17 protein-coding genes and 1 tRNA gene are annotated in these 16,930 nt (G+C 67.7%); 6 read left to right on the top strand and 12 right to left on the bottom strand.

Annotated features, from left to right (window positions below; translation table 11 throughout):
* Positions 1-30: 30 nt before the first annotated feature.
* The 5 genes from grpE to ACLJQ7_RS08040 form a co-directional block, all read right to left on the bottom strand.
* Positions 31-795, bottom strand: a complete 765-nt coding sequence (grpE, locus tag ACLJQ7_RS08060) for a nucleotide exchange factor GrpE (RefSeq protein WP_410647486.1) — start codon at positions 793-795, stop codon at positions 31-33.
* The gene (gene dnaK / locus ACLJQ7_RS08055; protein ID WP_410647485.1) at positions 792-2,669 is read right to left on the bottom strand and encodes a molecular chaperone DnaK; all 1,878 of its coding nucleotides are present in this window, start codon (positions 2,667-2,669) and stop codon (positions 792-794) included. The genes grpE and dnaK overlap by 4 nt, the downstream gene beginning before the upstream one ends.
* Before the next feature lie 166 nt (positions 2,670-2,835).
* On the bottom strand, positions 2,836-4,242 hold the full coding sequence (locus ACLJQ7_RS08050) for an alpha/beta hydrolase (protein ID WP_410647484.1): 1,407 nt from the start codon (positions 4,240-4,242) through the stop codon (positions 2,836-2,838).
* On the bottom strand, positions 4,239-4,910 hold the full coding sequence (locus ACLJQ7_RS08045) for a DUF4097 family beta strand repeat-containing protein (protein ID WP_410647483.1): 672 nt from the start codon (positions 4,908-4,910) through the stop codon (positions 4,239-4,241). The genes ACLJQ7_RS08050 and ACLJQ7_RS08045 overlap by 4 nt, the downstream gene beginning before the upstream one ends.
* A 27-nt stretch (positions 4,911-4,937) precedes the next feature.
* The gene (locus tag ACLJQ7_RS08040) at positions 4,938-5,705 is read right to left on the bottom strand and encodes a DUF4097 family beta strand repeat-containing protein (RefSeq protein WP_410647482.1); all 768 of its coding nucleotides are present in this window, start codon (positions 5,703-5,705) and stop codon (positions 4,938-4,940) included.
* Between the two features lie 161 nt (positions 5,706-5,866).
* Between ACLJQ7_RS08040 and ACLJQ7_RS08035 the strand changes: the two genes are divergently transcribed.
* Entirely contained in the window at positions 5,867-6,406 is a 540-nt protein-coding gene (locus tag ACLJQ7_RS08035; protein ID WP_410647481.1) for a YbhB/YbcL family Raf kinase inhibitor-like protein, read from the top strand.
* 365 nt (positions 6,407-6,771) lie between these two features.
* On the opposite strand, the gene ACLJQ7_RS08030 is transcribed toward ACLJQ7_RS08035, so the two are convergent.
* The 3 genes from ACLJQ7_RS08030 to ACLJQ7_RS08020 are packed head-to-tail and all read right to left on the bottom strand — an operon-like array spanning position 6,772 to position 8,116.
* On the bottom strand, positions 6,772-7,206 hold the full coding sequence (locus ACLJQ7_RS08030) for a GNAT family N-acetyltransferase (protein ID WP_410647480.1): 435 nt from the start codon (positions 7,204-7,206) through the stop codon (positions 6,772-6,774).
* Between the two features lie 22 nt (positions 7,207-7,228).
* On the bottom strand, positions 7,229-7,789 hold the full coding sequence (locus ACLJQ7_RS08025; protein ID WP_016338154.1) for a TetR/AcrR family transcriptional regulator: 561 nt from the start codon (positions 7,787-7,789) through the stop codon (positions 7,229-7,231).
* Positions 7,790-8,116 carry a DMT family transporter gene (locus ACLJQ7_RS08020; protein WP_410647479.1) on the bottom strand — a complete coding sequence of 109 codons (327 nt, stop codon included), beginning with the start codon at positions 8,114-8,116 and terminating at the stop codon, positions 7,790-7,792.
* Positions 8,117-8,268: 152 nt separating this feature from the next.
* Between ACLJQ7_RS08020 and ACLJQ7_RS08015 the strand changes: the two genes are divergently transcribed.
* The 3 genes from ACLJQ7_RS08015 to ACLJQ7_RS08005 all read left to right on the top strand — a co-directional run bounded on the left by ACLJQ7_RS08015 (position 8,269) and on the right by ACLJQ7_RS08005 (position 12,246).
* The gene (locus ACLJQ7_RS08015; RefSeq protein WP_410647478.1) at positions 8,269-10,563 is read left to right on the top strand and encodes a (Fe-S)-binding protein; all 2,295 of its coding nucleotides are present in this window, start codon (positions 8,269-8,271) and stop codon (positions 10,561-10,563) included.
* Between the two features lie 156 nt (positions 10,564-10,719).
* Complete coding sequence (locus ACLJQ7_RS08010; RefSeq protein ID WP_410647873.1) at positions 10,720-11,232, top strand: DUF742 domain-containing protein; 513 nt, start codon at positions 10,720-10,722, stop codon at positions 11,230-11,232.
* Positions 11,233-11,262: 30 nt separating this feature from the next.
* Positions 11,263-12,246, top strand: coding sequence for a cation diffusion facilitator family transporter (locus tag ACLJQ7_RS08005; RefSeq protein WP_410647477.1), 984 nt, complete (start codon positions 11,263-11,265; stop codon positions 12,244-12,246).
* Here the strand turns inward: ACLJQ7_RS08005 and ACLJQ7_RS08000 are convergent.
* On the bottom strand, positions 12,240-12,932 hold the full coding sequence (locus tag ACLJQ7_RS08000; RefSeq protein WP_410647872.1) for a CAP domain-containing protein: 693 nt from the start codon (positions 12,930-12,932) through the stop codon (positions 12,240-12,242). The two genes, ACLJQ7_RS08005 and ACLJQ7_RS08000, sit on opposite strands and share 7 nt — an antisense overlap.
* 121 nt (positions 12,933-13,053) lie before the next feature.
* Positions 13,054-13,512, bottom strand: a complete 459-nt coding sequence (locus tag ACLJQ7_RS07995) for a MarR family winged helix-turn-helix transcriptional regulator (RefSeq protein WP_410647476.1) — start codon at positions 13,510-13,512, stop codon at positions 13,054-13,056.
* Positions 13,513-13,585: 73 nt separating this feature from the next.
* Here ACLJQ7_RS07995 and ACLJQ7_RS07990 point away from each other — a divergent pair, with 73 nt between their 5' ends.
* The gene (locus tag ACLJQ7_RS07990; RefSeq protein WP_410647475.1) at positions 13,586-14,770 is read left to right on the top strand and encodes an FAD-dependent oxidoreductase; all 1,185 of its coding nucleotides are present in this window, start codon (positions 13,586-13,588) and stop codon (positions 14,768-14,770) included.
* Positions 14,771-14,938: 168 nt separating this feature from the next.
* Here the strand turns inward: ACLJQ7_RS07990 and dcd are convergent, their stop codons facing one another.
* Complete coding sequence (gene dcd, locus ACLJQ7_RS07985; RefSeq protein ID WP_125679521.1) at positions 14,939-15,520, bottom strand: dCTP deaminase; 582 nt, start codon at positions 15,518-15,520, stop codon at positions 14,939-14,941.
* A 13-nt stretch (positions 15,521-15,533) separates the two neighbouring features.
* Positions 15,534-16,739 carry an oxygenase MpaB family protein gene (locus tag ACLJQ7_RS07980; protein ID WP_410647474.1) on the bottom strand — a complete coding sequence of 402 codons (1,206 nt, stop codon included), beginning with the start codon at positions 16,737-16,739 and terminating at the stop codon, positions 15,534-15,536.
* Between the two features lie 111 nt (positions 16,740-16,850).
* On the opposite strand from ACLJQ7_RS07980, the gene ACLJQ7_RS07975 reads away from it, so the two are divergent.
* Positions 16,851-16,921 (top strand) — tRNA-Gly (locus ACLJQ7_RS07975).
* The last annotated feature ends 9 nt before the right edge of the window (positions 16,922-16,930 follow it).

Genomic DNA, 16,930 nt, shown 5'->3' with positions numbered 1-16,930 from the left:
ACGTCTCCTCCTTTCACGCCGTATCGCCGATCAGCGGTTGTTCTCATCGAAAAGTTCGCCCTCGAGCGGCAGCTCGCCGCCGACGGGCTGGTCTATCGGTTCGGTCGTGGAGCCGCCAGGCTCGTGATCGGTGACCCCGACCAGCGCCGCGCGCAGCACGCGTTCACCGAAGCGGTAACCGCGGCGCATGACCGTGGTGACCGTCGGCCCGGTGACGTCCGGCGACGTGCTGTGCTGGACCGCCTCGTGCACGCTCGGGTCGAAGGGCTCGCCCTCCGCGCCGAACGCCTCGAGCCCCGACCGCTGCAGGCTCCCGACCAGCTTCTCGCCGACCGCCTTGAAGGCACCCGTCAGATCACCGTGCTGCTCCGCTCGCTCGAGGTCGTCGAGCAGCGGGAGCAGATCGTTGACGACCGACGCCTTCGCGCCGGCGACGACCTGCTCGCGGTCGCGGTCCACACGCTTCCGGTAGTTGGCGTACTCCGCCTGGAGGCGCTGGAGGTCGGCGGTGCGCTCCGTCAACTCCTTCTCCAGCCCGGTGGCCACCGACACCGAATCGTCCACAATGGAATCCCCGAGGCCGGGGCCCGCGTGTGCCGTGGGCTCCGGCTCTACCGGCTGCAACGGCTCTACCGGTTCCTCGGTGGGAGCGGCGTGCTTTGGGCCGTCCTTGGGTTCGGCCTCCGGGGCGGCCGGGCGGACCTCACCGGTCAGCGGATCGATCCGCCTACGGTCCCGCACGACCACCGGTTCCTCCGGGCCCTGGCCCTCGGTTTCGTCGTAGCGTCCGGTCACTTCTTGTCCTTCTCGTCCTCTTCGACGATCTCGGCGTCGACGACGTCGTCGGCCTTGGCCTGCGAACCGGTGCCCGCACCCGCGGTCCCGGCGGCGCCTTCACCGGCGGCGGCGTCATCGGCGGCGTTGCCCGCCGCGTTGGCGTAGAGCGCGGTGCCCAGCTCCTGCGAAGCGGTGTTCAGCTTCTCGATGGACTCGCGGATCTTCGCCGAGTCGGTGCCCTTGAGCGCCTCGTTGGCCTCGTCGATCGCGGACTTCACCTTGCCCTTGAGCTCGTCGGGCAGCTTGTCCTCGTTGTCCTTGACGAACTTCTCGGTCTGGTAGACCAGCGTCTCCGCCTGGTTGCGGGTCTCCGCTTCCTCGCGGCGCTGCTTGTCCTCCTCGGCGTGCGCCTCGGCGTCCTTGACCATGCGCTCGATGTCGTCCTTCGGCAGCGCGGAGCCACCGGTGATCGTCATCGACTGCTCCTTGTTCGTGCCGAGGTCCTTCGCGAGGACGTGCACGATGCCGTTGGCGTCGATGTCGAAGGTGACCTCGATCTGCGGCACGCCACGCGGGGCGGGCGGGAGACCGGTCAGCTCGAACATGCCGAGCTTCTTGTTGTGCGCCGCGATCTCGCGCTCACCCTGGAACACCTGGATCTGCACCGAGGGCTGGTTGTCGTCCGCGGTGGAGAAGATCTCCGAACGCTTGGTCGGGATCGTGGTGTTGCGCTCGATGAGCTTGGTGAACACGCCGCCCTTGGTCTCGATGCCCAGCGAAAGCGGGGTCACGTCGAGCAGCAGGACGTCCTTGACCTCGCCCTTGAGCACACCGGCCTGCAGCGCCGCGCCGACCGCGACGACCTCGTCCGGGTTGACGCCCTTGTTCGGCTCGCGGCCGCCGGTCAGCTCCTTGACCAGATCCGACACGGCGGGCATGCGGGTGGAACCACCCACGAGCACGACGTGGTCGATGTCGCCGACGGCGACACCCGCGTCACGGATGACGTTGTTGAACGGCTTGCGGGTGCGCTCGAGCAGGTCCGAGGTGATCTTCTGGAACTCGGCGCGGGAGAGCTGCTCGTCGAGGAAGAGCGGGTTCTTGTCCGCGTCCACCGTGATGTACGGCAGGTTGATACCGGCCGAGTTCGAGCTGGAGAGCTCGATCTTCGCCTTCTCGGCGGCCTCACGGATGCGCTGGAGCGCCATCTTGTCCTTGGTGAGGTCGATGCCGTTGGACGACTTGAACTTGTCGACCAGCCAGGTGACGATGCGCTCGTCCCAGTCGTCACCGCCGAGGTGGTTGTCACCGGAGGTCGCGCGGACCTCGACGACACCTTCGCCGATCTCCAGCAGCGAGACGTCGAACGTACCGCCACCGAGGTCGAAGACCAGGATGGTCTGTTCCTTCTCGCCCTTGTCGAGGCCGTACGCCAGCGCCGCCGCGGTGGGCTCGTTGACGATGCGGAGCACGTTCAGGCCGGCGATCTGCCCGGCTTCCTTGGTGGCCTGCCGCTGCGCGTCCTCGAAGTAGGCGGGGACGGTGATGACCGCGTCGGTGATGGTCTCGCCCAGGTACGCCTCGGCGTCGCGCTTGAGCTTCATCAGCACGCGGGCGCTGATCTCCTGCGAGGTGTAGGCCTTGCCGTCGATCTCGGTCTTCCAGTCGGTACCGACGTGCCGCTTCACCGACCGGATGGTCCGGTCGACGTTCGTCACGGCCTGGTTCTTCGCCGGCTGGCCGGTCAGCACTTCGCCGTTCTTGGCGAAGGCGACGATGGACGGGGTGGTGCGGGAACCTTCCGAGTTGGCGATGACCGTCGGCTCGCCGCCCTCAAGGACAGCGACGACCGAGTTGGTCGTGCCGAGGTCGATGCCGACCGCTCGCGCCATGGTGTGATCCTCCTGCTAGTTCGTGACCTGCACGTTTCGGCCCACCTTGAGTGGGCTCAACGCAAGTTGTATCGGGGATGGTGGGCTTCCGTCAAGCCGTACTTGAGTCACCCTCACTCAACCTTGTATCCGGCTCAACGAGCGGCACGATCGTCTTGTTCCCGGACTACCGGCAGACCGTGCCAGGAGCCGGTGTGACACCGCTCACCAGGTACTTCACCTCTTCGATGCGCACGCAGGCCGAGTTGAGCAGCCCCGTGTGCCCGTACCCGGCGTCGACCAGCAACGTCGAGTTCTCGATGTTCCGCGCGAGCCCCTTCGCCCACACCAGCGGTGTCGCCGGATCGTGTTCGCCGCCGACCACGAGGATCGGCGCCGTGCCCTGGACCCGTTGCAGCCGCGGCAGGTACGCCGAAGGCACCGGCCAGCCCGCGCACCCGCTCGCCATGTCCCAGAACTCCGAATACCGCCAGCCGTGCGGCGAGAGGGCCTTCACCAGTCCCTGCATCGCCCGCATGTCGGCGTAGGAGGTGAACGGCGAGCCGAAGTCGTGGCAGCCGATCGCGCGATACGCGCCGTAGGACGGGTCGAGCTGGGAGTACGGCAGCAGTCCGTCCGCGTTCCCCGCCGTCGCGGTCTCGATCGCCTTCGCGAGGTCCGGCCAGAACGCGGGGAGGATGAGGCTGCCGTAGACGCCGGCCGCCATCTCTTCGGCATTCACGTTCCGCCTGAGCTGCCGCGACGGCACACCCCCGGGCGTCCGCATCAGCGCGTCGTAAGCGGCGAGGACGTCCTTGCCGCGAAGCGCGCAGGCAGCCGACGTCGTGCACCACCGCGCGAAGTCCTTCAGGGCGCTTTCGGTCGCGACGGCCTCTTCGAGGATTGCCTGCCTGGTAGGCCGCGAATGGTCGACGGCACCGTCGAGCACCATCGTCCGGACGCGCTTCGGGTACTTCTCCGCATACACGGCACCGAGTTCGGAACCGTAGGAGACGCCGAGCCAGTTCACCTTCGGCTCGCCGAGGGCGGCCCGGATCACTTCGACGTCGTCGGCGGCCCGCCAAGTGTCCACAGAGGATAATCCCGGCCCGGTCCGCTTCAGACATTCGCCGCCCGAAACGCGGTTGTGCGCGAGAAGCTTGTCGTAGTCGGCGCGGCTCCGCGGAAAGCGGCTGATCGCCGGATCGTGCAGCCCCGGCCCGCAGGTGATCGCGGGCCTGCTGTCACCGACGCCGCGCGGGTCGAAACCGATGACGTCGAACCGCTGCCGCACTTCGGCCATTTCCGGCCGGTCCAGCGCGAAACCGCGGCCGCCGTACTTCAGCACGGTGACCCCGGCACCGCCCGGCCCGCCCGGATTCGTCAGCAGCGAACCGACGCGGCGCGCGGGATCGGTCGCGGGCAGTTTCGCCAGCGCGATCGAAAAACCGTCGCTCACCGGGAGGTTCGCGCATTCCAGCGTCGGCGCGTACTCGGTCGCGCACGGCTTCCAGCCGATCCCGGACGCGGCGGACGCGGGCAGCGCGGAAAGCGGCAGCAGGGTCAGCGCGGTGATCGCGGCGAGCGTCTTCATACGGGCTTCACCGTGATCGAGCCGGTGCCGGACTGGAGGTCCAGGACGTTCGCCGAAGCCTGGTCCTGCCGGACACCGCCGGTCTCGACCTTGCCGACCTCCGCCTTCGCGCGGACCTGGTACGCGCCGTTGGGGACGGACACGACGACCTTGCCGACCTCCGCGTTCGCGGTGACCGCGCCGGGCTTCGCGAGACCGACCTCGATGTCGCCGGTGCCGGTGCGCAGGTTGACCGGCCCGGACGTGCTCAGCACCTTGAGGTCACCGACGTCACCCTTCAGATCGACCGCGGCCGCCCTGGCGAGCGTGATCTTGCCGGTGCCGATGGTCCCGGAGATCGCCAGCTCGCGCGGCACCACGACGTCGTAGTCCACGCCGCACTGCTGACAGCCGCCGAGGACCAGCGTGCCGTTCTCGACGCTGTAGGTCTTGCCGGGATTCTTACCGTTATAAGTCACTTCGCGGCGCAGCGAGACGGGCGCGCCGTCCTCGACCCGCAGGGTGACCGCACCGACCGGGACGTCCACCCGGATCGCGGTGACCTGCTCGGTGACGGGCGCGCCGTCACTCAGCTTCTGCTGGTTTTCCCCTGTGCAGCCGACGATCCCGAAGGCGGTCAGCGCGCCGAGAGCGAGCGCGCCGAGGACGCGCTTCTCCTTGTTCCCCATGAGAAAGTGTTCCCCCGATAAAGTCCGTCAGGCCGCTTTGACCTTGACGCTTCCGCTGTCGGTGTTGAGATCGAGCTTGTGCTGTGCCGAACCGGACTGGTTCACGTCGATGTCTCGGTTGCCGCTGCCGGAGCCGCCGGTGACGTTGTACTCGCCCGCCGGGACGGTGACCTCGACCGAACCGCTGTCGGTCTGCGCGGTGACGTCGGCACCCTTGAGGAGTTCGAGTTCGATGCGGCCGCTGTCGGTGCGGGCCTCGACGTTGCCGCCGAGACGTTCCCCCTTGATGGCGCCGGAAGCCGCCTGCACCGTGACGGCCTGGCCGATGTCCGCCAGTTCGACGCGGCCCGCGTCGGACCGCACCTTCACGGTGCCCGGCACGTCCGAGATGGACACGGCGCCGGAGTCGACCGTGATGTCCACAGTGGACACCCCGGCGACGTCGATCGCCCCGGAGTCGAGCTTGCCGGACACCGGGATGCCGGCCGGGATCACCACGTCGTAGCGGACCTCGCAGGTGGTGCCGCAGTCGGCGAGGACCAGGGTGTCGCCTTCCACGCGGAACGAGTCGCCCGGCTTGTCCCAGCGGTACTCGAACTCCTGGTGGATCCGGACCGGACCCTCGCCGGTGCGGATCTTGACCCGGCCCTCGTCGTTGTCGATCCGCACGCTGCGGATCGGCTGGGTGACCTCCGAGGTGGCCTCCGCGTCGGACGGCCACCACCAGCCGAGGCCGGTGAGGACACCGACGCCGATCAGCGCGATGCCTCCGATCGCGAGGAGTGGGCGCGCCATGGTCTTGAGTCCCTCCGGAGCAGGTTTTCGTGTAGCTCGACGCTAAGGGCAGCGGGGCGCGTTGGACATAGGGGTAACCCCCGGATTCGTCCCTGATCCCGCGCCAGGGCTCTCGGGGTCATAACCTGGCTCCGTCATCTGTTCGACGATCAGGAGGACGCATGCCGCAGGCACCCGATCCGTACGAATTCCTGCCCGATCTGCCTGCCTTCACCTTGAGCAGCACCGACATCGAGGAAGGCGGCTTCCTGCCGACACCCCAGCTTTCCGGGATCTTCGGCGCGGGCGGCGAAGACCGTTCCCCGCAACTGTCGTGGGAGGGCTTCCCCGAGGAGACCAAGAGCTTCGCCGTGACCTGCTACGACCCCGACGCCCCGACGGCGAGCGGGTTCTGGCACTGGGCGGTGTTCGACATCCCGGCGTCGGTGACCGCGCTGGCCGCGAACGCGGGCGACGAGGCGGGCTCCGGCCTTCCGGCGGGCGCTGTCACCCTGAAGGGGGACGGAGGCGTGAAGCAGTTCCTCGGCGCCGCACCGCCGCCCGGACACGGGCCGCACCGGTACATCTTCACGGTGCACGCCGTCGACGTCGAAAAGCTGGAAGTCGGCGAAGACGCGACGCCTGCCTTCCTTGGCTTCAACCTCTTCAGCCACGCCATCGCCCGGGCGTCGCTCACGGCCCTGCACGAGAACAAGAGCTGAGCCGGCTTTCCATGAAGGCCTCTTTTAAGAGTCCCGGCAAAGTCGCATAACCGCTGGTGAAGTGGGTGGCGGTGGGCTCGTCACGGTGGCGAGACACCTACGCGACCCGTCGCCGGGACACTTTCGGGGCGACTGTGTCCGATTCGGGCGTTTTGCAAAGGGGTCGTGAGTGATAAGGAGCGTTAGAACGACCCTTACCACTCACGCCCCCAACTCTAAACCGTACAGATAAGCATCAAACGGACATCGATCCGCCCTGTCGGAGCTCCAGATCGAATCATCAAGAGTGGCACCGCCAGCCGATAGACGACTTTGCCGGGATCCTGACCCTCAGGGTAGGGAAGGAGCCTTCACGGACCGGGCCGCTAGACCTGCCCGTTCGCCCGGTTCCGCTCCATGTACTGCCCCTCGGGCGGGTCGCCGAAGCCGAACCGCCGGTACAGGCCGTGCGCGTCGGCGGTGTGCAGCATCCACCGGAACTCCGCACCCGGCCCGTTGTCGATCATCTCCCGGACCAGCTCCTTGCCGAGCCCCGCGCCGCGCGCCTCGTCGACGACGAAGACGTCCGCGAGGTACGCGCTGCCGATGGTGTCCGAGAACGCCCGCGCGAACCCGACCAGCCGACCGCTCGAAGTCTCGTACGCGCCGACGACCCGCCACGCGTTCCGGAAGACCTTCTCGACCTGCTCGCGGTCTCGCCACTTGCCCCAGTAGACCTCGGTCGACAGGCATTTCCACACCACGTCGAGGTCCATCCGTGCCGGGTCGTCGTCCAATTCGTATGCGCCGACAGTCCTCATGATCCGAACGCTACCCAGCAGGTCAACGAGGTTTCAGCAGGTAGTCCACCACCGGCCGCAGCTCCTCGGCGGACGGCGGCTCGTCGTCGATGAGGCCCTGGATCAGCAGCCCGTCGATCCCGGCGAGGAACACCCGGAACGCGACCTCGTCGTCGTGCCGGACCATCGAGGTGAGCACGTCCAGCCAGCGCCGGGCGGCGGGCCGCAGCTCGGGTTTGCGCGCGGCCAGCAGGTACAGCTCGTACTCCGCCATCGTCCGCCCACGGCGTGGGCCCAGCGCCTCCGCGAGCAGGCCCGCGACCTCTTCCGCGCCGCGGCTGCCCCGGGAGCGGGCGCGGTCGATCATCCAGTAGACCTCGGTCGCCATATCCCTCGCGCACGAGATGAGGGTGGCGATCAGCAGGTCGTCGAGGCTCGAGAAGTGGTAGGTGGTCGAAGCCGTCGGCACGCCCGCCTCGGCGGCGACCGTCCGGTGGGTGACACCGGCGACGCCGTCCCGTTCGATCACCCGCAACGCGGCCGCGATGATCTCCTCGCGCCGCTTCTCGCCCCTGGCCTTCCGGCCGTCGACCTGGATCTTCACTTAGTGCGCGCTCCCTGCCTCGATCAGCACGACACCGCCGATCACCAGCACCAGCCCGGCGATCACGGAGAAGTTGACGGGTTCGGAGAAGAACACCATGCCGATCGCGGCCACCAGCGCGACGCCGGCCGCGGCCCAGATCGCGTAGGCGACGCTCACCGGTACGCCCGCCTTCAGAACGTACGCGAGCGCGACGAACGCGATGGCGTATCCGGCGACCACGACGATCGACGGTCCCACCCTGCTGAAGCCCTCGGAAAGTTTCAACGACACCGTCGCGGATACCTCTGCGGCGATGGCCAAAGCGAGGAGAAGGTACGCACCCATGTCACAAAAACTACCTGGACGATCGTCTTAAAACAAAGAGAGGCGTACACCACATCGGTGGGACTTGGGCGCGGCCAGTGGGTTACCCATCAGTAAGAAGCATTAGTCTGCCCGAACCACCACAGCTTCACTCGGACGAAAGGCACCCGACGATGGGCGCTGTACAGCTGACGCTCGGCGGGATCTCGGTCCTGCTCGGCGTCGTCGCCTGGGGAATGTTCTTCGCGACCATCGCCCGCTTCGTGCGGGTGATCCGCCTCGGTCAGCCGGACTCGACCCGCAACGGCCCGTTCATGCCGCGCATGAAGACCTTGATCAAGGAATTCGCGGCGCACACCCGGATGAACAAGATCCGCAGCGTCGGCGCCGCGCACTGGCTGGTCATGTGGGGCTTCCTGCTCGGGTCGCTCGCCCTGTTCGAGGCATACGGCGAAGTCTTCGTCCCCACCTGGGGCTGGCCCATCCTCGACGACTGGTCGCTGTTCCAGCTGCTCATGGAGGTGCTCGGGGTCGGCACCATCGTCGGCGCCCTGGTGCTGATCGGCATCCGCCAGAAGAACCACCCGCGCCGCGCCGACCGGCAGTCCCGCTTCCAGGGCTCCAACTTCAAGTGGGCGTACTTCATCGAGGCCGTCGTGCTCATCGAGGGCATCGGCATCATCGGCGTCCGCGCCGCGAAGTCGGCGATGAACGTCCACGAAACCCCGATCTGGGCCGCGTTCGTCTCGCACCCGATCGGCGAGCTGCTGCCCGCCAGCCCGAACCTGGTGTCGGTGTTCGCGTTCGTCAAGCTGATGAGCGCCACGATCTGGCTGATCGTCATCGCGCGCACGATGACGATGGGCATCGCCTGGCACCGGTTCAGCGCCTTCTTCAACATCTACTTCAAGCGCGAGGACGACGGCGGCGTCGCGCTGGGCGCGCTCAAGCCGATGATGAGCAACGGCAAGGTGCTCGACCTCGAAGAGGCGGACCCGGACGAAGACACCTTCGGCGTCGGCAAGATCGAGGACTTCAGCTGGAAGGGCTGGCTGGACTTCTCCACCTGCACCGAGTGCGGCCGCTGCCAGTCGCAATGCCCCGCATGGAACACCGGCAAGCCGCTTTCGCCGAAGCTGCTCATCACGCAGCTTCGCGACCACGCCTACGCGAAGGCGCCGTACCTGCTCGCGGGCGGCAAGCGCGACATGGCCGGCGACGAAGTGGGTTTGTCCGGCGACGACATGTATGCGGGTATCGACGTCCTCGCGATCGCCGAGTCGCAGAAGGCCCTCATCGGTGATGACGGTGGCGTGATCGACCCCGAGGTGCTGTGGTCCTGCACTTCCTGCGGCGCCTGTGTCGAGCAGTGCCCGGTGGACATCGAGCACGTCGACCACATCGTCGACATGCGCCGCTACCAGGTGATGATCGAGTCCGCGTTCCCCAGCGAGCTCAACGGCATGTTCAAGAACCTGGAGAACAAGGGCAACCCGTGGGGCCAGAACGCCAAGGACCGGCTCGCCTGGACCGAGGACCTGGACTTCGAGGTGCCGGTGTTCGACGGTGACCTCGGCGACACCGAGTACCTCTTCTGGGTGGGCTGTGCCGGCGCGTTCGAGGACCGCGCGAAGAAGACCACACGCGCCGTCGCGGAGCTGCTGCACATCGCGGGCGTCAAGTACACCGTGCTCGGCTCGGAGGAGTCCTGCACCGGCGACCCGGCCCGCCGCGCGGGCAACGAGTTCCTGTTCCAGATGCTGGCGCAGCAGAACGTCGAGATCCTGAACACGGTGTTCGAGGGCCGCGAACGCAAGGCGCGCAAGGTGGTCGTCACCTGTGCCCACTGCTTCAACACCCTCGCGAACGAGTACCCGGAGCTGGGCGGCCAGTTCGACGTCGTGCACCACACGCAGCTGCTCAACCGCCTGGTACGCGAGAAGCACCTGACCCCGGTGGCCCCCGTCGCCGAGGACGTCACCTACCACGACCCGTGCTACCTGGGCCGTCACAACAAGGTCTACGACGCTCCTCGTGAGCTCGTCGGCGCTTCGGGCGCGCAGCTGCGCGAAATGCCGCGGCACGGCGACCGCTCGATGTGCTGTGGTGCCGGTGGCGCGCGGATGTGGATGGAAGAGAAGATCGGCAAGCGGATCAACGTCGAGCGCGTCGACGAAGCGCTCGGCACCGCCCCGTCGAAGATCGCGACCGGTTGCCCGTTCTGCCGCGTGATGCTCACCGACGGCGTCACGGCGCGCCAGAGCGACGGACAGGCGAGCGAGAAGGTCGAGGTCGTCGATGTCGCCCAGCTGCTGCTGACCGCCGTCAAACGGAAGCCGGAGCCGCAACTGGTCCCCGCGGGAGCGCCCTCTTTGGACGCCGTCTCGGACGCCGAACTCGACGGAAAGGCCGACGTGCCCACCGACGAAACGGCCACCGGAACCCCGCTGCCGGAGGAAGACAAGTAGAACGTCACAACCGGAGGGGACATTCTCTCGCACATAATGCGAGAGAATGTTCCTTCTTGTTTTATGGCGGCCGGGCCATTCGGTCCCGTTACCCGTTCGGCGGTACACCGTGGCGATAGGCTGCAGCGGATCGGAGAAAAAGGGGCGAGGAAATCGATGGGCAATCGGCACGAACTCCGTTCGGTCAAGGAACACCGGCTCGCGATGCCGGGATCGCCGACCGTTCGCCCGCCCGCCCGCGTCCCTTCGCCCGCGGCATTCGCCAGGATGGCACAGGAAGCGACCATCCCCAGCATCCCGGCCGCCCGGCGGCCGCCGCGGCAGGAACGTCGTCGCACGCGCGTCCGCCCGTACGTCCGCACGGGCGGACGCACCCAGTCCAAACGGAACTTCGCGATCGAAGCGATGATTTCCGTCCGGAACGACGCGCCGTGGAACGCGCCGGGGTTCAGCGTCGAATTCCATTCCGTGAGAAATCTCTGCCGTCGGCCGACTTCCGTCGCCGAAGTAGCGGCGTCACTATGCGTTCCACTCGGCGTTGCAAAGGTCCTTTTGGGTGATATGGCCGAACTCGGTTTGGTCACCGTTCATGAAACACAGGCTGAATTCGACGGTCATCCGGCACTCGCCTTGATGGAACGCGTCCTGCAGGGTTTGCGTCGCCTGTGAGATCACCGCACTCGCACTACGCTACGCGAGGTGAGTGAAGAATCCGGTGACGAGAGCACGCTGACCGTGGTGCTGGCGGGTGGGGTCAACCTCGCCATCGCCGTGCTGAAACTGATCGCCGGGATCATCACCGGCTCCGGCGCGATGCTGTCGGAAGCCGCGCACTCGGTGGCCGACACGATCACCGAGGTTCTCCTGCTGACCGCGCTGAAACGGTCGGACCGGCCCGCGGACCGCGTCCACCCCTTCGGCTACGGCAAGGAGCGGTACTTCTGGTCGCTGCTCGCGGCGGTGTCGATCTTCGCCTCCGGCGCGATGTTCGCGCTCTACGAAGGCTTCTCGACGGTGTTCGGCGAAGCGACCGAGCAGACCGATCCGATCGTCGGCTACGTCGTCCTCGCGATCGCGTTCGCCCTCGAGACCGTCTCGTGGTTCCAGGCCGTGCGGCAGGTGCGACGCGACGCCGCGGAATCGGGCCAGAAGGTCTCGGTCTATCTGCGGATGATCGACGACCCGGCGCCGAAGACCGTGCTGTTCGAGGACTCGGCGGCGCTGATCGGCCTGCTGCTCGCGTTCGCCGGGATCGGGCTGCACCAGCTCACCGGATCGCACGTCTGGGACGGCGCGGCGTCGATCGCGATCGGTGTCCTGCTAGCGCTGGTCGCCTACGTGCTCGGGCGCACCAACCGCGGTCTGCTGATCGGCAGGCAGGCCGATCCCAGGCTGGTGCGCGGGGTGCGCGACCACTTGACGGGCACGCCCGAGATCGAGGCCGTCGTCGACCTGCAGACCATGCTGATGGGTACCGATCAGGTGCTGGTGTGCGCCCGCGTCGACTTCGACGATTCACTCGGCGCGGCGGAGGTCGAACGCGCCTGCGTCCGGCTGGCGACGGAACTGACGCGGACCTTCGGCGACGTCACCGAAGTGTTCATCGAACCCGTCCCGCGCACGGACGCCGAACTGCGCGCGGCCGTGCTGGCACGCTACGGCGACTGGGGCAAGGGTCAGTAGCCGAAGTTCTGCGTCCAGTACATGCCCTTGGTGTTGATGCCGACGCCGATCTTCTTCAGCTTGCAGTTGAGGATGTTCGCGCGGTGGCCCTCGGAGTTCATCCAGGCGTCCATCACCTTGGCGGCGTTCGACTGGCCCTTGGCGATGTTCTCGGCGCCGGGCTTGTCGTAGCCGGCGGCGCGGATCCGCTGGTCGAACGTGACGCCTTCCGGTGTCGTGTGCGAGAAGTAGTTGCGGGCCGACATGTCGTCGCTGTGGCCCTGCGCCGCGGCGGCGAGACGCGACTCGTTGCTCACCGGCGAGCAACCGGCGTCGGCGCGCTCGGCGTTGACGAGGTCGATGACCTGCCCGGCGAGCGAGCTGTCCTGCGACCGGGGCGGTTCCGGCGCCTTGCTCGGAGTGGGCTTGGGGGCCTCGGAGGGCTGAGCGGGCGGCTCGGCCGCGGCGGAGGACGAGCTGGGCGGCGCGGAGGAAGACGTGGGGGAGGCCGAAGACGACGTCGGCGCGGGCGAGCCGGGTGCGGGGCCGCCAGGGGCCGGAGCGGACGTCTGGCCGAAGTAGGCGGGAGGCTTGGCGAGCGCGTCGCCGAGGCTGCCCTTGGTGTCGGGAACACTCAGCGACAGATTACTCAGCGCAGTACCTTGGAACCGATCGGTCACCATCAGGTAGCTCGCACTGGCGATCACTCCGCCCAGCAGGACGCTGAGCGTGACCAGCAGTAACCGGCTTCGTGTTCTATTGGGGGACACGAGGCCGAAATTTATCACGAACCGGTTACGGCAATACCCCCGAAAGTAGTAATACCGGTCAGCGGCTGAGACGACCCGTGGAGTCGTGTGTGATCGTCGTCGCGTCGGCGAGGAACCTGATCACGGTCTCCAGCTCACCGTCCGAGTACTTCTCGCAGGCCTCTCTGACCGACTTCACCAGGTGGTCCCAGAGCGGCGCGGCCGAGGCCATCGCCGCCCCGTCGATCTCGATCAGCACCTTGCGCCGGTCCTCGGGATGCGGCTTCCGCGCGACGACCCCCTTGCTCTCGAGCCTGTCGATGAGCGCGGTGATCGACGCGGGCGCGAGCCCCGCGAGCCGCGAGAGCGCCTTCGGTGTCTGCGGCCCGAAGCGGGCGAGGTAGTCGGTCACCTTGCTCTCGACGGCCGAAAGGCCGCGCTGCTCGGCGATCGCGGTGTGGAACATGACCGTCTCCGTCGACAGGGCCCGCGATCCGCCGAGGACCCGTTCGATCAGTTCCGCTCGCTCGCTTGACACGTCGGCCAGCCTAGCGGAGTCTTTAGTTCGACAGAACGAATTAGTTTGTAAGATATTCGATGGGGTGAACGACATGGCGAAGGTACTGATCGCCGGCGGGGGTATCGCGGGCACGATCACGGCGATCGCACTGCACGAGACGGGCCACGAGCCGGTGATCCACGAGGCGTACGACCGGACCGCGGAGGGGGTCGGCGCGTTCCTGACCCTCGCGGTGAACGGTCTCGACGCGCTGGCACCGCTGGGACTGAAAAGCCTGGTCAACGAACTGGGTTTCGACACACCGCGGATCAAGATGCGACTGGGCGACGGCCGTGAACTTGCCGACCTCGCGCTCGGCGGGCAGCTTGAGGACGGCACCGTGAGCCAGACCGTGCGGCGCTCCGACCTGTACATCGGGCTTCGCGACGAAGCCGTCAGACGCGGCATCGAGATCCGCTACGGCAAGCGGCTGGCCGACGCGCGCGAGACCGCTTCGGGCGTGCTCGCGACCTTCGAGGACGGCTCGTCGGCCGAGGGCGACCTGCTGGTCGGCGCGGACGGGCTCCGCTCGCGGGTGCGGACGATCATCGATCCGCGGGCGCCGTCGCCGCGCTACGTGCCCCTGCTGAACACCGGCGGGCTGGCCGAAGACCTGCGGCTGGACGACGAACCCGGCGTCATGCACATGACGTTCGGCAAGCGGCTGTTCTTCGCCCACATCGTCCACCCGGACGGCGGCGTCTGGTGGTTTGCGAACGTCCCCCGGAAGCATGAGCCGTCTCCGGCCGACCTCGCCGCGACGACCACCTGGCGAGACGACCTGATCCGGCAGCTGGCGGTGGACCGCACCCCGGCCGCGCGCATCGTGCGCGCCACGCGGGAGATCTACCGGCCGTGGGCGACGTACGACTTCCCGAGCGTGCCGACGTGGCGGACGGACCGGATGGTCATCATCGGCGACGCCGCCCACGCGACCTCACCGGCGGCGGGGCAAGGCGCCGCGATGGCCATCGAAGACGCCGTCACGCTGGCGCGATGCCTGCGTGACGTGCCCTCGATTCCCCAGGCGCTCGCCGTCTACGAAGGACTGCGACGCGAGCGCGTCGAAGCCGTCGTCGAGCGCGGCAAGCGCAACGGCGACGCGAAAGCGGTCGGCCCCGTCGGACGGGTGATCCGGGACTTCTTCCTCACGCGCGCGTTCAAGAACCCGCCGGAGGAGGATCCGAACGCCTTCATGTGGCGGCACCGGATCGACTGGGAAGCCCCAGTGAGCTAGGGCTGATGTCTCCCAAGGGCGCTCAGCGCCCGACGGAGACTTAACCGTCGAGCGCCCGCTCTTGGGCCGGAGGCCCACGGAACACGATGAAGGGGGCGCTTCGCACCCGACTGAGCCAAGTATGTGGAGTCGCCCCTTCGGCGGGTTTCCGTCAGCGCTCGACCAACGTCACCGCCAGGTGTCGACGCGGTGGAAGTTCTTGTACGCGCGGCTCGGGGTCGGTCCCCGCTGCCCCTGGTAGCGCGAACCGGCCTCGTTCGAGCCGTACGGGAACTCCGCCGCGCTGGACAGGCGGAAGATGCAGAGCTGGCCGATCTTCATCCCCGGCCAGAGCGTGATCGGCAGGTTCGCGACGTTCGACAGCTCCAGCGTGATGTGCCCGGAGAAGCCGGGGTCGATGAAGCCCGCGGTGGAGTGCGTGAGAAGACCGAGGCGGCCGAGGGAGGACTTGCCCTCCAGGCGGCCGGCGAGGTCGTCGGCGAGCGTGACGGTCTCGTAGGTGGAGCCGAGGACGAACTCGCCGGGGTGAAGGACGAAGGGGTCCTCGCCCTCCTTCTCGACCAGCGAGGTCAGCTCGTCCTGCTGGAGCTGCGGGTCGATATGCGTGTACTTGCTGTTGTCGAACACGCGGAAGTAGCGGTCGAGTCGCACGTCGATGCTCGACGGCTGGACCATCGTCGGGTCGAACGGGTCGACGCCGAGACGGCCGGCGTCGAGCTCTTTACGGAGGTCACGGTCGCTGAGGAGCACGCGATCAGCGTAGTCAAGCGGCCTTCATGTGCCTGCCGTAGGTCGGGTCGAGCCCGAACACCTTGGTGACCTGCCGGAGATAATGGCGACGGCCGGCCGCCCCGATCAGCTCCTGGAGCGCCGTCGCGCCGGGCACCACCCGCCGGACCGTCTCGGCGGCGAAGTTGACGCCCGCCACCGCGACCACGGCCGCCTGCGCGACCGGATCGTCGGGCAGCTCCAGGAAGTCGGCGTTGGTCTTGCCCAGCAGGAGCCTGCTGATCGCCCCGTGCCCCGCGACCGACACGTGCGCGAGGACCTTGCCGAGCGCGCCCCGGCCCTCGCCGATCCCGGCGTGGGATTTCATCAGCGCCGCGGCGAGCCGCTTGGAATCGTCGTCGGGGATGAACTCGGTGGTGGCGAGCAGCCACAGCAGACGCCAGGCGTCGTCCTCGCCGGCGGGCAGGAGTTCCTCGTCGACGCCCATCAGCCAGCCGACGTAACGCCAAAGGTGCAGGATGTCGGCGCGCTCGCGGGCGCTGTAGCGGAGGCCGAGCAGCTGCGTGCCGAAGACGTAGACGAGCGAGAACAGCAGGAGCGTGCCCGCGGTCTGGACCTGGTTGACCGGCTTGTCCCAAGCGGCGTAATCCCAGTCCTTGCGGCGGTTCATGGCCGCGCGGACGTGCGCGTGCACGATCCGCACCCGCAACGCGGACTCGTAGCCGCGGCCGCCGGGCACCAGCGCGCCCGGCGTCGTGACGTGGATCCACCACGTCGCCGTCTCGACGAGACGCCGCGCCGCCTTGTACTCGATCTCGCCGGTGCCGACAAGCGCCTTCGTGGCACGCGACGCGAGATAGCCGCCCATCAGCGAAACGTCGCCGAGCGGGAAGAGCCCGAGCAGCCCGGCACGCGTGATCGCCCGCGCTCCGCGATCCAACCGGTCCGGATCGACCCAGTACGGCGTCGCCTCGACATCGCGGAAGAAGGCTTCGAGCGCCTCCGGCGGGCCCTCGACGCTGTCGATGCCTTGCCGCAGCGCCTGTTCGAACTGACCTTGGGCACCTTCGCGCAACAGCGGCACCAGCACGTCGGCCGCCGGATCCTCCCGCTGCGCGAACCGGCGCAACCGGGCCACCTGCCGCTCGTCGCCCCTGATGTCGCCCTCGATGAACAATCTCGACGCGACCCGGAACCCGCCTTGACGGAACAGTTCGGGGTCAGGCAGCCGCTCGCCCATCCGGTTCACCTCCGAGGTCGACAACAAGTGTTGTCACTTTCGCGGGCGACGTCAAGGATGGGGTAGGGCTTGGCGAGGGGAGATCCGGACCATGTATGCTGGCCACGCACTGCGGATGTAGTTCAATGGTAGAACATCAGCTTCCCAAGCTGAATACGCGGGTTCGATTCCCGTCATCCGCTCTCACACGA

It is taken from the genome of Amycolatopsis sp. cmx-4-54 (assembly GCF_046548895.1).
GTDB lineage: Bacteria > Actinomycetota > Actinomycetes > Mycobacteriales > Pseudonocardiaceae > Amycolatopsis.
The sequence above is the reverse complement of the archived record's forward strand: the minus strand, read 5'-3'. Positions and strand labels throughout refer to the sequence as shown.

Bases quoted from the DNA above. Each gene is read 5' to 3' on its own strand.
- dnaK (WP_410647485.1), bottom strand. From the start codon at position 2,669: ATGGCGCGAGCGGTCGGCATCGACCTCGGCACGACCAACTCGGTCGTC.
- ACLJQ7_RS08050 (WP_410647484.1), bottom strand. From the start codon at position 4,242: ATGAAGACGCTCGCCGCGATCACCGCGCTGACCCTGCTGCCGCTTTCC.
- ACLJQ7_RS08045 (WP_410647483.1), bottom strand. From the start codon at position 4,910: ATGGGGAACAAGGAGAAGCGCGTCCTCGGCGCGCTCGCTCTCGGCGCG.
- ACLJQ7_RS08040 (WP_410647482.1), bottom strand. From the start codon at position 5,705: ATGGCGCGCCCACTCCTCGCGATCGGAGGCATCGCGCTGATCGGCGTC.
- ACLJQ7_RS08035 (WP_410647481.1), top strand. From the start codon at position 5,867: ATGCCGCAGGCACCCGATCCGTACGAATTCCTGCCCGATCTGCCTGCC.
- ACLJQ7_RS08030 (WP_410647480.1), bottom strand. From the start codon at position 7,206: ATGAGGACTGTCGGCGCATACGAATTGGACGACGACCCGGCACGGATG.
- ACLJQ7_RS08020 (WP_410647479.1), bottom strand. From the start codon at position 8,116: ATGGGTGCGTACCTTCTCCTCGCTTTGGCCATCGCCGCAGAGGTATCC.
- ACLJQ7_RS08015 (WP_410647478.1), top strand. From the start codon at position 8,269: ATGGGCGCTGTACAGCTGACGCTCGGCGGGATCTCGGTCCTGCTCGGC.
- ACLJQ7_RS08010 (WP_410647873.1), top strand. From the start codon at position 10,720: ATGGGCAATCGGCACGAACTCCGTTCGGTCAAGGAACACCGGCTCGCG.
- ACLJQ7_RS07990 (WP_410647475.1), top strand. From the start codon at position 13,586: ATGGCGAAGGTACTGATCGCCGGCGGGGGTATCGCGGGCACGATCACG.
- ACLJQ7_RS07980 (WP_410647474.1), bottom strand. From the start codon at position 16,739: ATGGGCGAGCGGCTGCCTGACCCCGAACTGTTCCGTCAAGGCGGGTTC.